Raw genomic sequence first — 17986 nt, 5'->3', positions numbered from 1 at the left:
GTCCTCGCAAGCTCGGACCTGCCTTCGGACGCGATCGCAACGCTTGCCCACCGCCCGGGGCTGGGGCGACGGGCTAAGGTGAGTGCGAGGTGTTCATTGCAGCCGCGAGCTGCGCTGTGTTTTTTGGCGGTGCCTACGGCGTCGGGCGCTGGGCGCCCTCCTTCTCCGGCACCGCGTGCGATCGCTGCATCGCTCCGACTCGCCCTAGGGGGCTCGCTGCGCGATCAGGTTCCTCGCAGGCTCGGACCTGCCTTCGGACGCGATCGCAACGCTTGAGCGACCGTTCGGGGCTGGGGGGGTGGCTGAGGCGGGTTGTTAAAACGCCGCTGCGGGGTGTCTACCCCCGGGGCGCCCCGCAGCGGTCGTGTTTATTGGCTCGCGTGAGCTGCGCTCCTCGCCTGGCGGCTCGTCGCTTGTCACGCGCGCGGCGGTCGCTGCATCACTGCGACTCGCCCCGGGGCTCGTTGTGCGATCAGGGGTCTTGCTGCGCTCGGGCCTGGCTTCGGGCGTGATTGCAACGCCTGGGCGCTGTTATGAGTTGGGGTGACTGGCTGGGGGCTTGGTGGTGGGCGTCTCGGGAGGGGGGTTGTGGCGGCTAGGGTGGAGGGCGCTATGGCTCAAGAGGTGACCTTCTACGAAGCGGTCGGCGGTGAGGAGACCTTCCGGCGCCTGGTCCACCGCTTCTACCAGGGTGTCGCGGAGGACCCGGTACTCCGTCCTCTCTATCCCGAGGAAGATCTCGGCCCTGCCGAGGAGCGGCTGCTGCTTTTCCTCATCCAGTACTGGGGCGGCCCCAACACCTACAGCCGGCAGCGCGGCCATCCGCGTCTGAGGATGCGGCACGCGCCGTTCGTGATCGGGGAGCGCGAGCGCGAGGCGTGGCTGCGGCACATGCGGGACGCGGTGGACGAACTGGAGCTTCCCGAGGATCTGGAACGGATGCTCTGGGACTACTTCACGATGGCCGCGCGCAGCATGGTCAACTCGCCGACCTGACGGCTGGCACAGGGTGTCCCTGTGCCAGCCGGTCTCCGGTCAGAGGGGTGGGCGCTGGAGGCGCAGGGGGTCGGTCTCCACGTTCGGTCCCGCCTTGAAGAGTTGCGGGCTGGGGGTGGTCCCGGCCCAGCGGTTCAGGTCGGCTATCGCCTTGGCCTGCTGGTCGGCGGGCAGCCTCGTGATGAGCCTGGCGCTGTGGTTCATGCCGGGTGCCGTGTAGACGGCCGAGTCGGTGCTGCCCTTGCCCAGGCGGAAGCGCTCCGACCCCCACGGGTCGTTCTCGCCGTAGATGAACATCAGGCGGCTGCCGTGGTTGCGCACCCAGCGGTCGATGTCGCGCATGGCTCGTCCACCATCGAACCGCATCGGGATGTTCATGGGGACGTACGTACGGGGCTGGTAGCTGCTCTCGTACCGCAGGAGGGGGCGCAGCCAGGTGAACTGCGGTGTCGGCCAGCCCAGTTGCGTACCGGCCTGGTAGTAGTACGGGATGTACGGCGAGAGCCCCTGGTCGGTGTAGAAGGACAGGCCGGAGATGGCGTCCAGGCTCGCGTACAGGTCGTCGTCGGAGGCGTCCAGTGGGGGCAGGTCGGGGCAGTCGGTCTGGAGGCTGTACTGCCAGAACGCCCACTCGTAGTCCATGACGGAGTTCTCGAAGGCCCGGTCGGGCGTCCGCAGGAGGGAGAACGTCCAGCCGTTGCGTGCGGCCTCGGCCTTGAACCTCTTCAGCATGGCGGGACGCCGCTTGAGGAACTCCCGGGCCAGGTTCTTCAGGTGGGCGCGGCACTCGTCGTCGGTGCCGACGGTCCGGAAGAACTCGTCGTACCGGCTGTCCTCGTCGTTGTCGGAGTCGTTGGGCGCGACGTACACGACGCTGCCGTCCACGTCGCCGGGGTAGAAGCGTTTGTGGTAGACGCCCGTCATGCCGCCCTTGCTGCCTCCGGTGGAGATCCACTTGCGCTTGTAGATCTTCTTGAGCGCGCCGATGAGCCGGTGCTCGTCGGTGGCCGCCTGCCAGATGGTGTCCTTGGTCCAGTCGGCGGGTTCGGGCCTGGACGGGGTGAAGTAGCGGTGCTCCAGCGAGATCTGGTTGCCGTCCACCAGCGTCGTCGGCTCGGCTGTGAACATCGTTTCCGGGGTGTTGTAGCCGCTGGTGTAGAGCACCACCGGCCTGTCCTCGGACTTGTGCTGGAGCATCAGCCGCTGTTCGAACCACCGCCCGTGGGGGCGCTTGTGGTCCACCGGCTGCCGGTACGTCAGCCAGAACCACCGGACACCGGCGATGGTCGAGGTCCTCTCCTCGACCTGCATGCCGGGGATCGCCTTCAGCCGGTCGGCGATGTCCCCCGCCGCGGGAGCGGCCTGGACGGCCTGCGCCGCCGTACCGGTCAGCCCGGCGGCCAGCAGCAGGGCGAGCACACCTCGTGAGACGCGCCGCATCGTCATCCCCTTCGCCTGGGAGCACAATTAGCGAGGCGACCATAAGGGGAAAAGAACGGGCAAAACGGGTCACTGTTGTGCTTGTTACCCGTCCGTGATCATGTGGGCGTCCAGCCTCATATGCCGCAAGTCATGGCATATGGCGCCTACGGGTGCTCTTCAGGACGTGGCCGAACCCACCAGCCGGATGAACTCCTCCATGCAGGTCAGGCAGTGGGCGGCGTGGCGGCTGAGCCGCTGGATGTCGATCTCGGGATACACGCCGTTCGCCCGCGCGAAGTCACGCACATAGGGGCACGGGCGCGGCTCGTCCCCGGCGGTCTCAGAGGCGGACGCGCCCGCTGTCGCGGTCATCCGGGGCGCGCCACCGCCGGAGGCGTTCATCTTGGGCTCCGTGAGCGGCGGCGGGTGTACGGGTGGACGGATTTCCACATCTCCACTACGCGCGATGGTCGGGGACGGTTCGGCCCGTTCGGGTCACGGGCCATCCGGAAAACACCGGGAGCCGCACCCGTAACCTTGGTAGACCGGGTGCGGCGTTCCGGGAAACCGAACGGTGAGCGAGGACCAGGTCAGTCGCGGGTCAGCCTGCGGTGCGTGACCCGGTGGGGGCGGGCCGCCTCGGCGCCCAGCCGTTCGATCTTGTTCTTCTCGTAGTCGGCGAAGTTGCCCTCGAACCAGAACCAGTTGGAGCCTTCCTCCCACGCCAGGATGTGGGTGGCGATGCGGTCCAGGAACCACCGGTCGTGCGAGGTGATCACCGCGCAGCCGGGGAAGTCCAGCAGCGCGTTCTCCAGCGAGCTCAGCGTCTCGGTGTCGAGGTCGTTGGTGGGCTCGTCCAGCAGCAGGACGTTGCCGCCCTGCTTGAGGGTCAGCGCCAGGTTCAGCCGGTTGCGCTCGCCGCCCGACAGGACGCCCGCGGGCTTCTGCTGGTCGGGCCCCTTGAACCCGAACGCGGCGACGTACGCCCGCGACGGCATCTCGACCTGGCCGACCCTGATGTGGTCGCGCTCGTCCGAGACGACCTGCCACACGGTCTTGGACGGGTCGATGCCGCCCCGGCTCTGGTCGACATAGGAGATCTTGACGGTGTCGCCGATCCTGAGCTCGCCCGCGTCCGGCTGCTCCGCACCGATGATCATTCGGAACAGCGTGGTCTTGCCGACCCCGTTGGGGCCGATGACGCCGACGATGCCGTTCGGCGGCAGGTTGAACGACAGCTTCTCCATCAGCACCCGGTCGCCGAACCCCTTGGTCAGGTCCTCGGCGACGATCACCGTGCTGCCCAGCCGCGGGCCCGGCGGGATCTGGATCTCCTCGAAGTCCAGCTTCCGGGTCTTGGCCGCCTCGGCCGCCATCTCCTCGTACCGCTGGAGACGCGCCTTGCTCTTGGTCTGCCGCGCCTTCGGGTTGGAGCGGACCCACTCCAGCTCCTCCTGGAGGCGCTTCTTGCGCTTGGCGTCCTTGTTGCCCTCGACCTTGAGCCGGTCCGCCTTCTTCTCCAGGTACGTCGAGTAGTTGCCCTCGTACGGGTACAGCCGTCCCCGGTCGACCTCGCAGATCCAGCCCGCCACGTTGTCCAGGAAGTACCGGTCGTGGGTGACGGCCAGGACCGTCCCCTCGTACTTCTCCAGGTACTGCTCCAGCCACTGGACGCTCTCCGCGTCCAAGTGGTTGGTGGGCTCGTCCAGCAGCAGCAGGTCGGGATGTTCGAGCAGCAGCTTGCAGAGCGCCACCCGGCGCCGTTCACCACCCGACAGCCGCGTCACCGGAAGGTCGCCGGGCGGGCACCGGAGCGCGTCCATGGCCTGTTCGAGCTGGCTGTCGAGGTCCCAGGCGTTGCGGTGGTCGAGCTGCTCCTGGAGCTTGCCCATCTCCTCCATCAGCTCGTCGGAGTAGTCGGTCGCCATCTTCTCGGCGATCTCGTTGAACCGGTCGAGCATCGCCTTGGTCTCGGCGACCCCCTCCTCGACGTTGCCGAGGACGGTCTTCTCCTCGTTGAGCGGCGGTTCCTGCTGGAGCAGCCCCACCGTGTACCCCGGCATGAGCCGGGCCTCGCCGTTGGACGGCTGCTCCAGGCCGGCCATCATCCGCAACAGCGTGGACTTGCCCATCCCGTTCGGCCCCAGAACGCCGATCTTCGCTCCGGGCAGGAAGCTCATGGTGACGTCGTCAAGGATGACCTTGTCACCGTGCGCCTTGCGCACGCGCTGAAACGTGAAGATGTACTCCGCCATATGCTCAAGCCTATTGGGTGCCGGGGGGTGGTGTGTTTATTGGCGGCGGGCGCGGGGCGTCCTTCTGGCGCGGCGGCACGCGGCCGGGGGCTTGGCTTCGGCCGGCCCCGCGTCGGTGGTGGTGATTACTGGCGGTTGGTCGGCTTTGGGGGTGGGTGGGGCGAAAGTTGGTCGATTATTCGCCGGTGGCCTTGGAGCCGTCCAGGGCGGGCAGGCAGACCCGGTCGCGGCCGGACTGCTTGGCCCGGTAGAGGGCGAGGTCCGCGGCGGCCAGCAGCTCGATCAGGTCTTCGCCGTGCATGCGGAACAGCGCCACGCCCACGGAGATCGTCACGGCGACCGTGCCGTCCTCGGCCGGGACGGCCAGGCGCCGCACGCGGCCGCGCAGGCGTTCGGCGACACGGCACGCCTCCACCGTGTCCGCTCCGGGCAGCAGCACCACGAACTCCTCGCCGCCGAACCGTCCCACGACGTCGTAGTCGCGCAACTGGCCGCAGAGGGTGGTGGCGACGCCCACCAGCACCTGATCTCCGACCAGATGGCCGTGGGTGTCGTTCACCCGCTTGAAGTGGTCGATGTCGATCAGCAGCAACGCCAGCGGGTCGTGGGTGCGCTGCGCCCGGGACAGCTCGGTGTCGGCCTCCCGCTGCCAGGCCGCCGCGTTCAGCAGGCCCGTCTTGGCGTCCGTACGGGCCGCCGCCTGCAACTGCTGATGCATCAGGCTCCGCTGCAACAACACCACCGGCGGCAACGCCAGCACCAGCAGTCCCAGCGACAGCGCGCTGACGATGGCGACCAGGACGCCGACGCACAGCTCCACCACGTCCAGTAGGAGGCTCTCGCGGTTCCACAGGAGGTCCCGCCAGCGCCCACCCGGGTTGGCGGCATGCGCCGCGATCACCACCAGGATCGTGTCCAGCACCGTGAACAGCGCGGCGCAGCCCACCGCCACCAGCAGGTCCAGGGAGCCGCCGACCACCCAGGTCGGCGGCCCGGCCAGCGGCTCGGGCACCGCCAGGTGGAAGACCAGCGACGCGGCGCCGCCCGCCAGGCCCTGCGCCGACATGACCAGGACCCGCCGGTACAGCAGCGTGCGCCGCACCCTGAACTGCATCAGCAACTGCACCGGCACCGGGATCAGCAACGCGTACACCGGCGGCAGCAGCAGCGCGACCGGCAGCCACCAGGCCGATAGCATGTCGCGGGCGACGCCCGCCGGCATCCCGAGCCGCCGGGACGCCTCGATGCACACGACGCCGCAGGCCAGCAGCGCGGCAAGAGTCAGTAGATCGTTCGAGCGCGGGACCGCGTCCAGCACCGCCACGACCGTCAGCGCCAAATGCGCCGCGACGACCAGAGGCACATACACCGCCAGCAGGGACGGGCGCAACGGAACCGCCAGCAGCCTGGGCTTCCTGGTGAGATCCCCGCCGCGGTCATCAGCGGACGACCGCACAGCCGTCATCCTTCCCCCTAAGCCTCACGTTGTGTAACACGATAATTGCAAGGTGTGCGGAGCGGGCCGGAAACCGGTACCTTCGATAACGCACAAGTGGGTAGCCGAGCCGTGACCCACCGTAGGAGCAGCGAAACCGCTGTCCGCCGCACATCCAGAGGGGGAGTAGACATGAGCGGCATTTCCTGGATATAGCGCGGCCGCGACCCCGACGACGCGGGGGCGCCAGCCGGTGGATCCCCGCCCGCCGCCGCGCCCCCGCCGACCCGGGCCCCTCCAACTCCCGAACGAGTCCCCCGCGAGCCGTCACCTCCCCGCTCCACTTCGGACCGGCCCGAACCGGCCACATCCGTCCACACCCGCGGTGGCGCCGCCCTGAACCGTTCTCTCGAACGCCCTCGTACGACAGGCTGGGACAGGCGGCCGGTTGACGCGACGCCGAGGCGCGGTCGAGGTGACGGGGCGACCGCGGCGACGGGGGTGACCGCTCGCGGGACGGTGATGCGGTATGTCGTTGCAGGAGTACGAGCCCACGGCGCCGGGTGGCGGCGCCCGGCTGCTCACCGGGGTGGGCGCCGGTCTCGTATCGGGACTGGCGGTCGGCGGGCTGATGGCATGGCAGGGCCTGATCGAGGCGCATGGCGCCTACGGATGGGCCGTCTTCGCCGCGTACGCGACCGTCACCGGCGGACTGCTGGGCGCGATCGTCGGACGGCGGCCCTACGGCACGGCGGTGTCCGCGTCGGGCGGCCTGCTCCTCGGGCTGCTCGGCTGGGTGGTCTGGTGGCTGACCGTGGACCCGCTGCTGCGTGCCACCACCCTGACCTGGTCGATCGCGGCGGCCAGGGACGCCTACCCCGAACTGGTCGGCTCACTGCTCCAAGGCGCCCTCGCCGGGACGCTCTATCACCTGGGCACCACCCTTCTCCCGGTGCGCGTGGGCGCCCGCCGTCCACCCAAGATCAGGGCGGCGCGGCCTCCCGCGGCGCGCGTGGTCATCGTCGGCGGCGGGTTCGGCGGCGTCGGCGCCGCCCGCAGGTTCGAGCGGCTGAACCCGCGCTCCGACCGCTTCGCGGTGACCCTGATCAGCGACTCCAACTTCCTGCTGTTCACCCCGATGCTCGCCGAGGTCGCCTCGGGCGGGCTGGAGGCGCAGCACATCAGCTCACCCGTCCGCGCGGCCGTCACGCACACCAGGTTCCGCCACGGCCGCGTGACCCACATCGACATCGCGCGGCGGCTCGTCCACCTGGAAGGCCCGGGCGAGAGCGTCCCCTACGACCACCTGGTCCTGGCGGTCGGGTCCGTCCCCCACTTCCTGGACCTGCCGGGCGTCGCCGAGCACGCCTTCACGCTCAAGTCGCTCGCCGACGCGGCACGGCTGCGCGACCAGGTGCTGACCATGCTGGAGCGCGCCGACCAGGAGACCGACCCCGTCGAGCGGGCGCGGCTCCTCACGTTCGTCGTCGCGGGCGGCGGGTTCGCAGGGACGGAGACGGTCGCCGAGCTGTACGACCTCACCCACGGCGTACTCCACTTCTACCCCGGCATCGACCCTGACGAGCCGCGCTTCGTCCTCGTCCACTCGGGCAAGCGCATCCTGCCCGAACTGTCGGAGCGCCTGGGCGACTACGCGCTCGGCAAGCTGCGTGCACGCGGTATCGAGTTCCGCCTAGGCGTCCGGGTGAGTTCGGCCAGCGACCGCGAAGTGACACTGACCGACGGGAGGGTCATCTCCACGGCCACCTTCGTCTGGGCGGCGGGCAACCGGCCCAACCCGCTGCTGCGGTCGCTGCCCGGCGAACGCGGCCGCGGCGGCTCGGTCCCCGTCGACCGGACACTGCGCGCCTTCGAGCTGGAGGACGTCTGGGCGATCGGCGACTGCGCCCACATCCCCGGCCCGGACGGCGCCCCGTACCCGCCGACCGCCCAGCACGCGATCCGCGAAGGCAAGGCCGTCGCCGACAACATCGCGGCCGTCCTCAAGGGCCGCCGCCCCCGGCCGTTCCGGTTCACCACCCTCGGCATCTTCGTCGCGCTCGGCCATCGCACCGCCGCCGGAGAGATCCGCGGCCGCCCGTTCTCGGGACTGACCGCCTGGCTCCTCTGGCGCGGCATCTACCTGGCCAAACTTCCCGGCCTCGAACGCCGTGTCCGGGTCCTCCTCGACTGGGCGCTCGAACTGGTCTTCCCCCGCGACATCGTCGTCACCGGCACCCAGACCACAACCCCGCTCACCACGCGAGGCCCTCAATGACCCCCGTCCCCAACCCCCAACCACCAACCCCCCGCACAACCCCGCCCCCAAACCGCGGCGTGCCGGTCGCAGCAGAGGGAGGGGTGGCGGATCCCCGTATGGCGCCGCCCGTCGTGCACACCCCGCCGCGTGGGGGGCTTCCCACAGCGCGTGGGGGGTTGCCTGAGGCGCGTGGGGCTGTGCCGGGTGCGCTGGCGGGGCTGGCTGGGGGCGCGGTGTTCGCTTCCGCGATGGGCTCGCTGGGCACGCTCCCGGCTGTGGCGGCGCTTGTCCGGTCGGACTCGACCTGGGTCGGCCTCGCGTTGCACCTGGCGATCGCCGCCCTGGTCGGGACCGGATTCGGGCTCCTCGCGGCGCACCAGCGGATCCGTTCGAGCGAGTTGCTGTTCTGGGGCCTGGCCTACGGGGTGTTCTGGTGGTTCCTGGGGACGCTGACCCTCCTTCCCTTGCTGACCGGGACGCCGCTTACCTGGAGCCTTGAGGCCGCCCAAGCCGCCGTGCCGAGCCTTCTGGGCCACCTCTACTACGGCGCGGTCACCGCCGTCGCCTTCGCCCTGCTGCACAGGGACGGCCAAGGCGATGACCATTTGCGGCCCCGTACGTTGCTGCGCGGCCTGCTCTCCGCGCTCATCGTCGCCTGCTTCCTCGTCCTCGCCTTCGGTGTCGGCGCCGGAGCACGCCTGGGCTGGCTGCCGGCCGTCGCGGTGTGCATGGGCATCTGCTATCCGGTGGTGTTCACCGGCCGTACCGAGGGCACCGGGCCGGCGCTCGTCCGTGGCACCGCCTACGGGTTCCTCTGGTGGATCGTGGTCAGCCTCACCTTCACGCCCCTGATGGACGAGGGCGCGCTCGGCTGGGACCAGACCACGGTCGCCGCGGCCATGACGCGGCTCCCGCCGTACCTGCTGGCGGGCGCCGGCATCGCTGCCGTCTTCGGCCTGCTCGGCTCGCTCTCACGCGGCCTGCTGGTGGACGACGTCAGGCTCCTCCACCATGAGACCAGCACGCGCGGCCTGCGGGTCGTCGGCTATGGCGCCGTCTCCGGGCTCCTCGGCGGCATCGTCTTCGGCGTCGTCTGGTACGCCGTGGACGTCCTGCCCACCGTGGCCGGACTGGTCGGCGCCCGCGGTGTCGTCGCCGGATGGCTCGTCCACCTGGTCATCGCCCAGATCATCGGTGTCTCCTACGCGGTCCTGTTCCGGGGACGCAGCTACGACCTCACCTCCGGCATCGGCTGGGGCCTCTCGTACGGCTTCTTCTGGTGGACGTTCGGCGCCCTGACCCTGCTCCCCGTGCTGCTGGGCCTGCCCCCGCGCTGGAACGCCACCGCCATCGCCGCCGCCTTCTCGGGCCTCATCGGACATCTCGCCTACGGCGCCGCCCTGGGCGCCACGTACGCCCGGCTGGAACACCGGCACAACCCCTGGTGGATAGCCCGCAGCCGGGCCGAAGCCGCACGAGCCACCGCCCGCCGCGAACAGATCCTGGGCTCGGCCCCCGCGCTGTGGATCCTCACCGTTCTCATCTCCTTGACCATTCCCGTCCTTGTGGGGGGCCTCTGACGAGATCCAACCCCTCAGGGCGGTTGTGTGGCCGGCGTCTTGTCAGGCGGCTTGGGGTTGTTGGTCGAGGGTCCGGTCGGTCTCCGGGGTCTCCGGCGAGGTCTGGTCGTCGGGGGCGGGGCTCGTCAGGGCCCACTGGTCGGTGACTTCCCGGGCCTCTTGGCGGTCTTCCTCGGTGAGGGCGCCGCCGCGCTGGACGGGGCGGAAGTGGGCGGTGCCGCGGGTCAGGTCGTGGCCCAGGGTGGTGGCCTCGATCTCGGCGGAGAAGCGCCACTGGCCGTCGCGCTCGTACTGGCGGACGCGGAGGCGGCCGGTGACGATCACGGGCTGGCCGCGTTTGAGCTCGGAGGCGTTGACGTTGTCCGCCAGGCCGCGCCAGCAGTTGACGGTGAGGAACATCGTCTCGCCGTCCTGCCATTGGCCGAGCCCCCGGTCGAAACGGCGGGGGGTGACGCCCACGCGCACCGACAGGAACGGGGTGCCGTTGGCGGTGATGGTGAAGAAGGGCTCGGCGGCGAGCCAGCCGACCACGGTGACGTTCGCTTCGTTCATGGCTGCTCCGTTCTCATCGACGACCACTCAACGGTGACCGATGAGAACGGAGCGTGAAAAGGGGACCGATGGGCTGTGGATAACTCAGCCGTTCAGGACGTTGGTCACCTCGTGGCGGAAGTGGCCGTAGCGGTCCAGCTCGGCGGCCACCGGGTCGAGGACCTTCTCCTGGGCGACCTCCTCGATGCGTTCCCGCATGTGGGTCTCCATCCGCTGCCCGTGCTTGGCGGCCTGGAGCGCCACCAGGTTGCGGCAGGCCGCGGACGTGAGGGCACCCATGCCCAGGGTGCAGGCGACCAGGACCGTGACGTAGGGGATGAGGCCCGTCCCGCCCAGCAGGGCGTTGGGGTCGCCGTCGTCGGGGCCGACCACGGCGTAGAGCAGGAGGAGGGCGATCCACAGCACGCCGAGCCCGCTGACCAGGACGAGGAAGTACTGCCACGTCTTCACCAGCCACCACCAGCCGGGGATCTGGTTGAACGAGGGCAGCGAGTCCATCAGGGCGGCGCCGAGCGACTCGGGAAGCTCGGAGGCGTTCGAGCGGGCCGCGGCGCGTACTGAACGGGCCCAGGGCTCGGGCAGGGTGCGGGTGACGCCTTCGGTGACGCCCTGGAGGGCGGTGTCGATGTCGCCCTGCTGGGCGCCGATGGGGCCGGTGAAGGCGTTGCGCAGCTCGTCGCGGAGCTCGGTCAGCCGCATCCGGCGCAGGGGGTCGCTGCGCAGGCGGGTGACCAGCGCGCCGACCGGCCAGCCGACGAAGTCGGCGGCGCGCAGCTCGTAGGCGCTCTCCATGGCCTCGGCGACGGCGGGCGCCCCGGCCGCGTCGGCGAGGGCCTGGACGAGCTGGGCGCGGCGGTCGGGGGCGACGCCGGACGGTGGCTCGATGTCGCCCCGGTAGGCGGCGAAGCGCTCGGCGAGCCTGTCGATGTCGGCGTGCAGGCGTTCGCCGCGGGCCCGCCGGGTGGCGACGGTGTCGACCAGCACCTCCCGGAAGCCGCGGACCCCGGCCTGGTCGAGCGCGGACGTGGTGACGATGCGGGGGTCGGCCAGGCCCTCGGCCTGGAGCAGGCGGCGCAGGTCGGCGACGCAGTCCTCGACCTCGAACGACTGCAGCCGGTCGATCTGGTTGAGGACGATCAGCGTCACGGCGGCGTGCCGGGCGAACGGGACGATGTAGTTGCGGTGCAGGGCCGCGTCGGCGTACTTCTGCGGGTCCACCACCCACACCAGCAGGTCGGCGATGCTGACGAAGCGGTCGACCTCGGCGCGGTGGACGGCCTGGATGGAGTCGTGGTCGGGCAGGTCCAGCAGGACGAGGCCGTGCAGGGAGCTGTCGTCGCGTTCGGTGTCCAGGGCGCTGGCGCGGGCGTAGCGGTGCCGCTTGTCGACGTCGAGCCAGTCGAGGAGCGGCCCGGCGCCGTCCAGGCCCCACACGCAGGCGTGGGCGCGCGAGGTCATCGGGCGGCGCAGCCCGGTGGGTGAGAGCTCCAGCCCGCAGACGGCGTTGAACAGGGACGACTTGCCGCTGCCCGTCCCGCCGGCGAGGGTCACGACGGTGTGGTCGCCCGACAGACGCAGCCGCTGACCGGCACGGTCGAGCAGTTCGGCGGCGTCCTCCAGCAGGACGGGGTCGAGCCTGCCGCCGCCGTACTGGACGAGCCGGTCGAGGCCGTCGAGGCGGGCGGCCACGCCGGAGCCCGGCTCGGCGGGGGGCACGGGTGGCGCGGTATGGGAGCGACGGCCGCCCGCGCCGTCCGGGGGGACGTTCGCTGAGGCGGGGATGGCCGATGTGGTCATCGGGCGACCTCGAGGTTGTAGGTGGCCTGGTACAGCTGGACGGGCACGGTCTCGTCGGGGATGCCGGCGGCGTCGATGGCCTGCCCGTAGCGGATCGCCTCCTCGTCGAAGAGCATCCCGATCCGGTTGCGCAGGTCGGCGCGGGCCTTGGCGCCCATGCCGCGCAGCGACTCGGCGCCGAACAGGGCGTTGAGCAGCCGCTGCGGCACGGCGCTCGTGCCGCCCTCGACCGCGACCTCGGACGTACCGTACCCGAGCAGACCGACCGTCAGGACCAGGGAGACCGCCTCCGAATCGAACGAGACCAGCTTGGCGACGGAGCGCTTGGTGACGCCCTCGGTGCGGATCAGCTCCTGGACGTGGTCCTGCCAGGCGCTGACCGCGCGGGTGACGCGGCGGGACAGTTCGGGGGACGCGCGGCCGAGACCGGCGGCGGGACCGGCCAGGACCTGGCGGCCCGCGGGGTGCTCCCGCCACGCGACGACGACCTGCTCGGCGGCGTGCTCGGCGGACGAGCAGATCAGCGATTCCAGGGCGCTGCGCAGCGCGGCCTTCAGCGCACGGACCCGGGCGGGGTTGCGGCGCCTGCTGGAGGCCCTGCGGCTGGGACGGCCGCGCGGCGCGCGCAGCGAGCGCAGCAGGTCTCCGGTGCCGGCGAAGTCCTGCCAGCGGGCGAGCACCTCGCCGCGCAGCAGGGAGCCGTTGCGGGTGGCCTCGTCCAGCTCGGCCAGCGCGGTGCCGTAGGCGGTGTCGACCGCGTGGGCCAGCTCGGCGCGCTGCTCCACCTGCGCCTCGACCTGCTTGGCCAGCTCGGGGACGCGGGTGCGGAAGCTGTTGAGGACGGCGGCGAGGGTGTCGCCGATGACGATGGTGCGGTCGTCGGCGCTCTCGGCCATGCCGACCAGCCACGCGCGGATGTCCTCGACGGCCTCCTCGGGGAGCCGGCTGTCCTCCACCCGGGTCTCCGGGACGGTGAACCTACGGGTCTCGCCGACCTCGTGCTCGGCGAGCATCTCGCCGAAGTGCTCGACGACCTCGGCGCCCGCCCCGTCGGGCACGCGGGACAGCACGACGCCGACGGTGGCGCCGTTCTCCTTGGCTCGCCGCAGCATCTCCCAGACCTGGGCGTCGGCGTAGCGGGCGGCGGTGGTGACGCACAGCCACAGGTCGGCGGCGGCCATCAGCTTGGTGGCGAACTCGTAGTGGTCCTCGAAGACCGAGTCGAAGTCGGGGCTGTCGAGCAGCGCGAGCCCGGGCGGCAGCGACTCGCTGCCGATCACGACGAGCTGGTCGCCGGCGATGGCGTCGGGGGCGGGGCCGCGGACCCGTCCCATGCCGGGCAGCATCGGCCCGCTCAGGAACCAGTCGGCGTGGTCGGGGTGGCACACCAGGATCGGGCTGCTGGTGGTGGGGCGCAGCACGCCGGTGGCGCTGACCCGCGCCCCGACCAGCGTGTTGACCAGGGTGGACTTGCCGGCTCCCGTGGATCCGCCCAGCACCACCAGCATCGGGCTCGCGGACGCCTGGATCCGGGGCAGGACGTAGTCGTCGAGCTGGTTGCGCAGTTCGAGCTGGGCCTCGCGGGCCTCCTCCACGCCGGGGACCTCCAGCAGGAAGTCCAGCGCGGCGATCCGGTCGCGCAGGTCGGTGAGGATCCTGATCAGCTCGCCCCGCCGTATCTCGATGCCCGCCTGGAGGGCCTCGGCATCGGCGGACGGGCGACCGGCTCCCGGGCCGCCGCCCGCGTCATCGGATCCGCCCGACCGCTCGGGACGGTCGAACCAGTGCGCCCACTGCGCTCCCGAGCCCTGGGTGCCGGTGTCACCGCCCCCGGGGCCGCTCGCGCCGGTGTCGAACTCGACCGAGGCGGCGCCGCCCTCGTCCTTGGCGCGCCCTGACCGCCTGCCCTTTGCGCTGGACGGCGTCTCGCCCTCACCACCGGGCGAGGCGGCGGGCACGTCGGCCTCGCCGTGGGGGCCGGGGGCCACGCCTGCCTCCTCGTCGTGTACCGCGCTCTGCTCTGCGGGGGGTGTCACGGGTCCCGTCCCAAGTCCGCTCGCATCATGTCGATCTCTCGTGCCACGTTGACCACGTCACCCACGACGACGATCGCCGGCGGCCGTACCCCGGCGGCCGCCATCTCCTCGGCCACCGTGCCCAGCGTTGCCGTCAGCGCTCGCTGGCCCGGGAGGGTGCCGTCCTGGACCACGGCGACCGGCATATCAGACGACCGACCATAGCGCATGAGGGTTTCTGCGATCAGCGGCATCCGTTCGACCGCCATCAGGAGGATCAGCGTGCCGCGGGACCGGCCCAGCGCGGGCCAGTCGACCGTGGAGGCGGGGTCGCCCGGGGGCACGTGCGCGGAGACCACGTGGAACTCCTGGGTGACGCCCCGGTGGGTGACCGGGATGCCCACGGCGGACGGCACGGCGACGGCGCTGGTGATGCCCGGGACGACGGTCACGGGGATGCCGTGCTTGGCGCAGTGCAGCACCTCCTCGGCGCCGCGCCCGAACACGAACGGGTCGCCTCCCTTGAGCCTGACCACGAACCTGCCCTGCCGGACGTGCTCGACCAGGTACTCGTTGATGCGCTCCTGGGTGACGGTACGACCGTAGGGGATCTTGGCGGCGTCCACCACCTGGACGTCGGCGGGCAGCTCGTCCAGCAGCTCGCGGGGGGCCAGCCGGTCGGTGACGACCACGTCGGCCTGCGCCAGCAGTTGCCGTCCCCGCACGGTGATCAGCCCGGGGTCGCCGGGGCCGCCGCCGACCAGCGCCACGCCGACCGGCTTGGCGCGGGAGTGCCGGGCCTCCAGGGTGGCGTCGCGCAGCCCGTCCACGACGGCGTCACGGATCCCGGCGGCGCGGCGGGGGTCGCCGCCCGCCACCACGCCGACGGTGGTCTCCCCCACCCGGCCGCTCGCGGGCGTCCAGGCCGGGGACGCGTCGGCGTCGTCGGCCCGAACGCACCAGATGCGGGACGCCTCGGCCTCGGCGGCGACGGCGGCGTTGACCTTGGCGTCGTCGGTGACGGCCTGCACGAGCCAGGCGCCGTCGCAGTCGCCCTTCCGGTACGGGCGGCGCAGCCAGGTGAGGTCGCCGTCCCCTGAGGCCAGGTCCTCAAGGGACGGGGTGACCTCGGGGGCGACGAGCACCACCCGCGCGCCCGCGGCCAGCAGCGCGGGCACCCGCCTCTGGGCGACGCGCCCCCCGCCGACGACGAGCACTCGTCGCCCGCCCAGTCGCAGGGCTAGCAGGTACGGGGGCACGTGAGGGTTCTTCCGATCGGGGCTGTGGAGTTGTTCGCCGGCACCGGTGACGGACTCGTGATGATGTGGACCAAAGGTACTCGGGTTGCCGTCGTCATGGAGAGGGCTCCTCCAGTCGATAGCCGAGCGTGACTCATTCCGTGATCATGTCGTTACTCCGCCGGTTCACCGTGCCGGTCCGGGCCGCGCGGGGTGGCGTCCCGGGCGGCGTCCCGGTCCGGGCGCTTCGCGCTGACCCCGGCCGAGTCGAACGTGGCGACCTCGTGAAAGACCCGTACCGCGCCCTGGACCAGCGGCAGTGCCAGCAGGGCGCCGGTGCCCTCACCGAGCCGCAGTTCGAGATCGACCAGCGGGCGAAGCCCCAGGTGACCTACGGTAGCCGAATGACCGGGCTCGGCCGAACGGTGCCCGGCCACGCACCCGTCGAGGGCCCGCGGCGCGAGCGCGGCGGCCACCAGCGCGGCGGCCCCGGCGATCACCCCGTCCAGCACGAGGGGGACGCGCAGCGCCGCCGCCCCGAGGATGAACCCGGCCAGCGCGCCGTGTTCCAGCCCTCCGACGGCGGCGAGCGCGCCCAGCGGGTCGCCGTCCGCGGCCTCCCGGTCGAGGAGGCCGTGGCGGGTCAAGGCCGTGCGGACGACCTCGACCTTGCGGGCGTGGGTGGCGTCGTCGATGCCGGTGCCGCGCCCGGTGACGTCCTCGGGGGGCAGGCCCGTGAAGGCGGCGACCAGGGCGGCGGACGCGGTGGTGTTGGCGATGCCCATGTCGCCGGTGAGCAGGCAGCGGGCTCCGGAGGCCACCAGTTCGCGGGCCACCTCGATGCCGACCGCGACGGACCGCGCGGCCTGGTCGGGCGTCATCGCGGGGCCTTCGGTGATGTCGGCCGTCCCGTGGGCGACCTTGCGGATGAGCAGGCCGGGGGCGCTCTCCAGGTCGGCGGCGACGCCCGCGTCCACGACGGTGACGGACGCGCCGACCTGGGCGGCGAACGCGTTGACGACCGCGCCTCCGGCGAGGAAGTTGGCCACCATCTGGGCGGTGACCTCCTGGGGCCAGGGCGAGACGCCGCGCGCGTGGACGCCGTGGTCGGCGGCGAAGATCGCGACGGCGGCGGGGCCGGGCATGGGCGGCGGGCACTCCCCCGCCAGCCCTGCCAGCCGGACGGGCACCTCCTCCAGGGCGCCCAGGGACCCGAGGGGCTTGGTGAGCCGGGCCTGGTGCTCGCGGGCGTCCCGCATGGCGGCCTCGTCCAGGGGGCGGACGGCGGCGATCGTCTCCTCGATGAGCGCGCGGTCCTCGCTGGGAATCATGGGATCTCCAATCCGGGGGTGGTCAGGCGCCCAGGTCGCCGAGCGCCGTGAGCAGGGAATCGTTGGCGGCGCGGTCGCGGACGGCGATGCGCAGCCAGTCCGGGCCGAGCCCTGGGAAGGTGTCGCCGCGCCGCACCGCGTACCCGCGCTGCCGCAGCAGGGCCCGGATGCCGAGCGCGTCGGGCATGCGCACGCACAGGAACGACGCCCGCGCCTCCGGGACGACGTAGAGGCCCCGGCCGGACAGTTCGGCGGCGAGCCGGTCCCGTTCGGCGGCCATGCCGGCGGCCCACTCCTCGGCTTCGGCGACGGCCTCGGGCGCCGAGCACGCCTCGATGGCGGCCAGGGCCGGAGTGGACACCGCCCACAGCGGCTGCGCCGCGGCCAGCACGTCGATCGTCTCGGGGGCGGCGAGGAGGTAGCCGGCGCGGAGCCCGGCCAGTCCCCAGGTCTTGGTGAGGGAGCGGACGACGACCACCCCGGCGGGCAGGCGGGTGGCCAGGCTCTCCGGCTCCCCGGGGACGCAGTCCATGAACGCCTCGTCCACCACGACGGTACGGCCGGGACGGGCCAGCCCGGCGATCGCGTCGGCCGGGTGCAGGACGGACGTCGGGTTGGTGGGGTTGCCGATCATGACCAGGTCGGCGCCGGCGGGCACGGCGGACGGGTCGAGGGCGAAGTCCTTGCCGAGGATCACCCGTTCGACCCGGTGACCGGCGGCGCGCAGGGCCGCCTCGGGCTCGGTGAACTGGGGGTGGACGACGGCGGCGAGCCGTGGCCGCAGCGCGCGGGCGATCAGGACGAACGCCTCGGCGGCGCCCGCGGTGAGGAGCACCTCGCGTTCGGCGCGCCCGTGCCGCCGGGCCACCGCGCGCCGGGCGGCGGCGGGGTCCGGGTAGGCGGCGAGGTCGGACATCGTGGCACGCAGGCGTTCGGCGAGCCATGCCGGGGGCGTGCCCGCGCGGACGTTCACCGCGTGGTCTCGAAGCCCGTCGCCGACCTCGGCGTCGCCGTGGTGCCGCAGGTCCACGTCGTGCTCGCCCTCGTGCTCGCCCGGTCCCGCCGCGGTGCTCACGCCTGGCTCCCTTCGTCGAGGCCGCGATTC

At 72.0% G+C, this 17986-nt stretch carries 12 protein-coding genes and 1 pseudogene; 3 read left to right on the top strand and 10 right to left on the bottom strand.

Annotated elements, in window-relative coordinates:
- Positions 1 to 624: 624 nt before the first annotated feature.
- A pseudogene (locus ACGWYJ_RS03600) lies at positions 625 to 990 on the top strand (globin); the annotation flags it as partial.
- Between the two features lie 45 nt (positions 991 to 1035).
- On the opposite strand, the gene ACGWYJ_RS03595 reads toward ACGWYJ_RS03600, so the two are convergent.
- The 4 genes from ACGWYJ_RS03595 to ACGWYJ_RS03580 all read right to left on the bottom strand — a co-directional run bounded on the left by ACGWYJ_RS03595 (position 1036) and on the right by ACGWYJ_RS03580 (position 6138).
- Positions 1036 to 2442, bottom strand: a complete 1407-nt coding sequence (locus ACGWYJ_RS03595; RefSeq protein ID WP_395104078.1) for a S28 family serine protease — start codon at positions 2440 to 2442, stop codon at positions 1036 to 1038.
- Positions 2443 to 2595: 153 nt separating this feature from the next.
- Positions 2596 to 2820, bottom strand: a complete 225-nt coding sequence (locus ACGWYJ_RS03590; protein ID WP_395104077.1) for a hypothetical protein — start codon at positions 2818 to 2820, stop codon at positions 2596 to 2598.
- Between the two features lie 188 nt (positions 2821 to 3008).
- On the bottom strand, positions 3009 to 4673 hold the full coding sequence (gene ettA / locus ACGWYJ_RS03585; protein WP_395104076.1) for an energy-dependent translational throttle protein EttA: 1665 nt from the start codon (positions 4671 to 4673) through the stop codon (positions 3009 to 3011).
- 175 nt (positions 4674 to 4848) lie between these two features.
- The gene (locus ACGWYJ_RS03580; protein WP_395104075.1) at positions 4849 to 6138 is read right to left on the bottom strand and encodes a GGDEF domain-containing protein; all 1290 of its coding nucleotides are present in this window, start codon (positions 6136 to 6138) and stop codon (positions 4849 to 4851) included.
- A gap of 499 nt (positions 6139 to 6637) precedes the next feature.
- Between ACGWYJ_RS03580 and ACGWYJ_RS03575 the strand changes: the two genes are divergently transcribed.
- Together ACGWYJ_RS03575 and ACGWYJ_RS03570 are read left to right on the top strand one after the other, a co-directional pair.
- Entirely contained in the window at positions 6638 to 8386 is a 1749-nt protein-coding gene (locus tag ACGWYJ_RS03575; protein ID WP_395104074.1) for an NAD(P)/FAD-dependent oxidoreductase, read from the top strand.
- A gap of 257 nt (positions 8387 to 8643) precedes the next feature.
- The gene (locus ACGWYJ_RS03570; protein ID WP_395104073.1) at positions 8644 to 9948 is read left to right on the top strand and encodes a hypothetical protein; all 1305 of its coding nucleotides are present in this window, start codon (positions 8644 to 8646) and stop codon (positions 9946 to 9948) included.
- A gap of 42 nt (positions 9949 to 9990) precedes the next feature.
- Here the strand turns inward: ACGWYJ_RS03570 and ssb are convergent, their stop codons facing one another.
- The 6 genes from ssb to cobC all read right to left on the bottom strand — a co-directional run bounded on the left by ssb (position 9991) and on the right by cobC (position 17956).
- Positions 9991 to 10500: a single-stranded DNA-binding protein gene (gene ssb, locus ACGWYJ_RS03565; RefSeq protein WP_395104072.1), complete on the bottom strand. Its 510-nt coding sequence runs from the start codon at positions 10498 to 10500 to the stop codon at positions 9991 to 9993.
- An 84-nt stretch (positions 10501 to 10584) separates the two neighbouring features.
- Positions 10585 to 12297: an ABC transporter gene (locus ACGWYJ_RS03560; protein WP_395104071.1), complete on the bottom strand. Its 1713-nt coding sequence runs from the start codon at positions 12295 to 12297 to the stop codon at positions 10585 to 10587.
- Positions 12294 to 14285 (bottom strand): AAA family ATPase, encoded by a 1992-nt coding sequence (locus ACGWYJ_RS03555; protein ID WP_395104070.1) that lies wholly within the window; start codon positions 14283 to 14285, stop codon positions 12294 to 12296. The genes ACGWYJ_RS03560 and ACGWYJ_RS03555 overlap by 4 nt, the downstream gene beginning before the upstream one ends.
- 44 nt (positions 14286 to 14329) lie before the next feature.
- Positions 14330 to 15571 carry a uroporphyrinogen-III C-methyltransferase gene (gene cobA, locus ACGWYJ_RS03550; protein ID WP_395104069.1) on the bottom strand — a complete coding sequence of 414 codons (1242 nt, stop codon included), beginning with the start codon at positions 15569 to 15571 and terminating at the stop codon, positions 14330 to 14332.
- Between the two features lie 152 nt (positions 15572 to 15723).
- Entirely contained in the window at positions 15724 to 16881 is a 1158-nt protein-coding gene (gene cobT, locus ACGWYJ_RS03545; protein WP_395104067.1) for a nicotinate-nucleotide--dimethylbenzimidazole phosphoribosyltransferase, read from the bottom strand.
- Positions 16882 to 16903: 22 nt separating this feature from the next.
- Positions 16904 to 17956, bottom strand: a complete 1053-nt coding sequence (cobC, locus tag ACGWYJ_RS03540; protein ID WP_395104066.1) for an Rv2231c family pyridoxal phosphate-dependent protein CobC — start codon at positions 17954 to 17956, stop codon at positions 16904 to 16906.
- Positions 17957 to 17986: the final 30 nt, after the last annotated feature.

Source organism: Actinomadura sp. SCN-SB, from assembly GCF_043906805.1.
Lineage (GTDB): Bacteria > Actinomycetota > Actinomycetes > Streptosporangiales > Streptosporangiaceae > Spirillospora.
This window is presented reverse-complemented; position numbering and strand designations above follow the sequence as displayed.

Coding starts and splice junctions, on each gene's coding strand:
- ACGWYJ_RS03595 (WP_395104078.1), bottom strand. CDS start 2,442: ATGACGATGCGGCGCGTCTCACGAGGTGTGCTCGCCCTGCTGCTGGCC.
- ACGWYJ_RS03560 (WP_395104071.1), bottom strand. CDS start 12,297: ATGACCACATCGGCCATCCCCGCCTCAGCGAACGTCCCCCCGGACGGC.
- ettA (WP_395104076.1), bottom strand. CDS start 4,673: ATGGCGGAGTACATCTTCACGTTTCAGCGCGTGCGCAAGGCGCACGGT.
- ACGWYJ_RS03590 (WP_395104077.1), bottom strand. CDS start 2,820: ATGAACGCCTCCGGCGGTGGCGCGCCCCGGATGACCGCGACAGCGGGC.
- ssb (WP_395104072.1), bottom strand. CDS start 10,500: ATGAACGAAGCGAACGTCACCGTGGTCGGCTGGCTCGCCGCCGAGCCC.
- ACGWYJ_RS03575 (WP_395104074.1), top strand. CDS start 6,638: ATGTCGTTGCAGGAGTACGAGCCCACGGCGCCGGGTGGCGGCGCCCGG.
- cobT (WP_395104067.1), bottom strand. CDS start 16,881: ATGATTCCCAGCGAGGACCGCGCGCTCATCGAGGAGACGATCGCCGCC.
- ACGWYJ_RS03580 (WP_395104075.1), bottom strand. CDS start 6,138: ATGACGGCTGTGCGGTCGTCCGCTGATGACCGCGGCGGGGATCTCACC.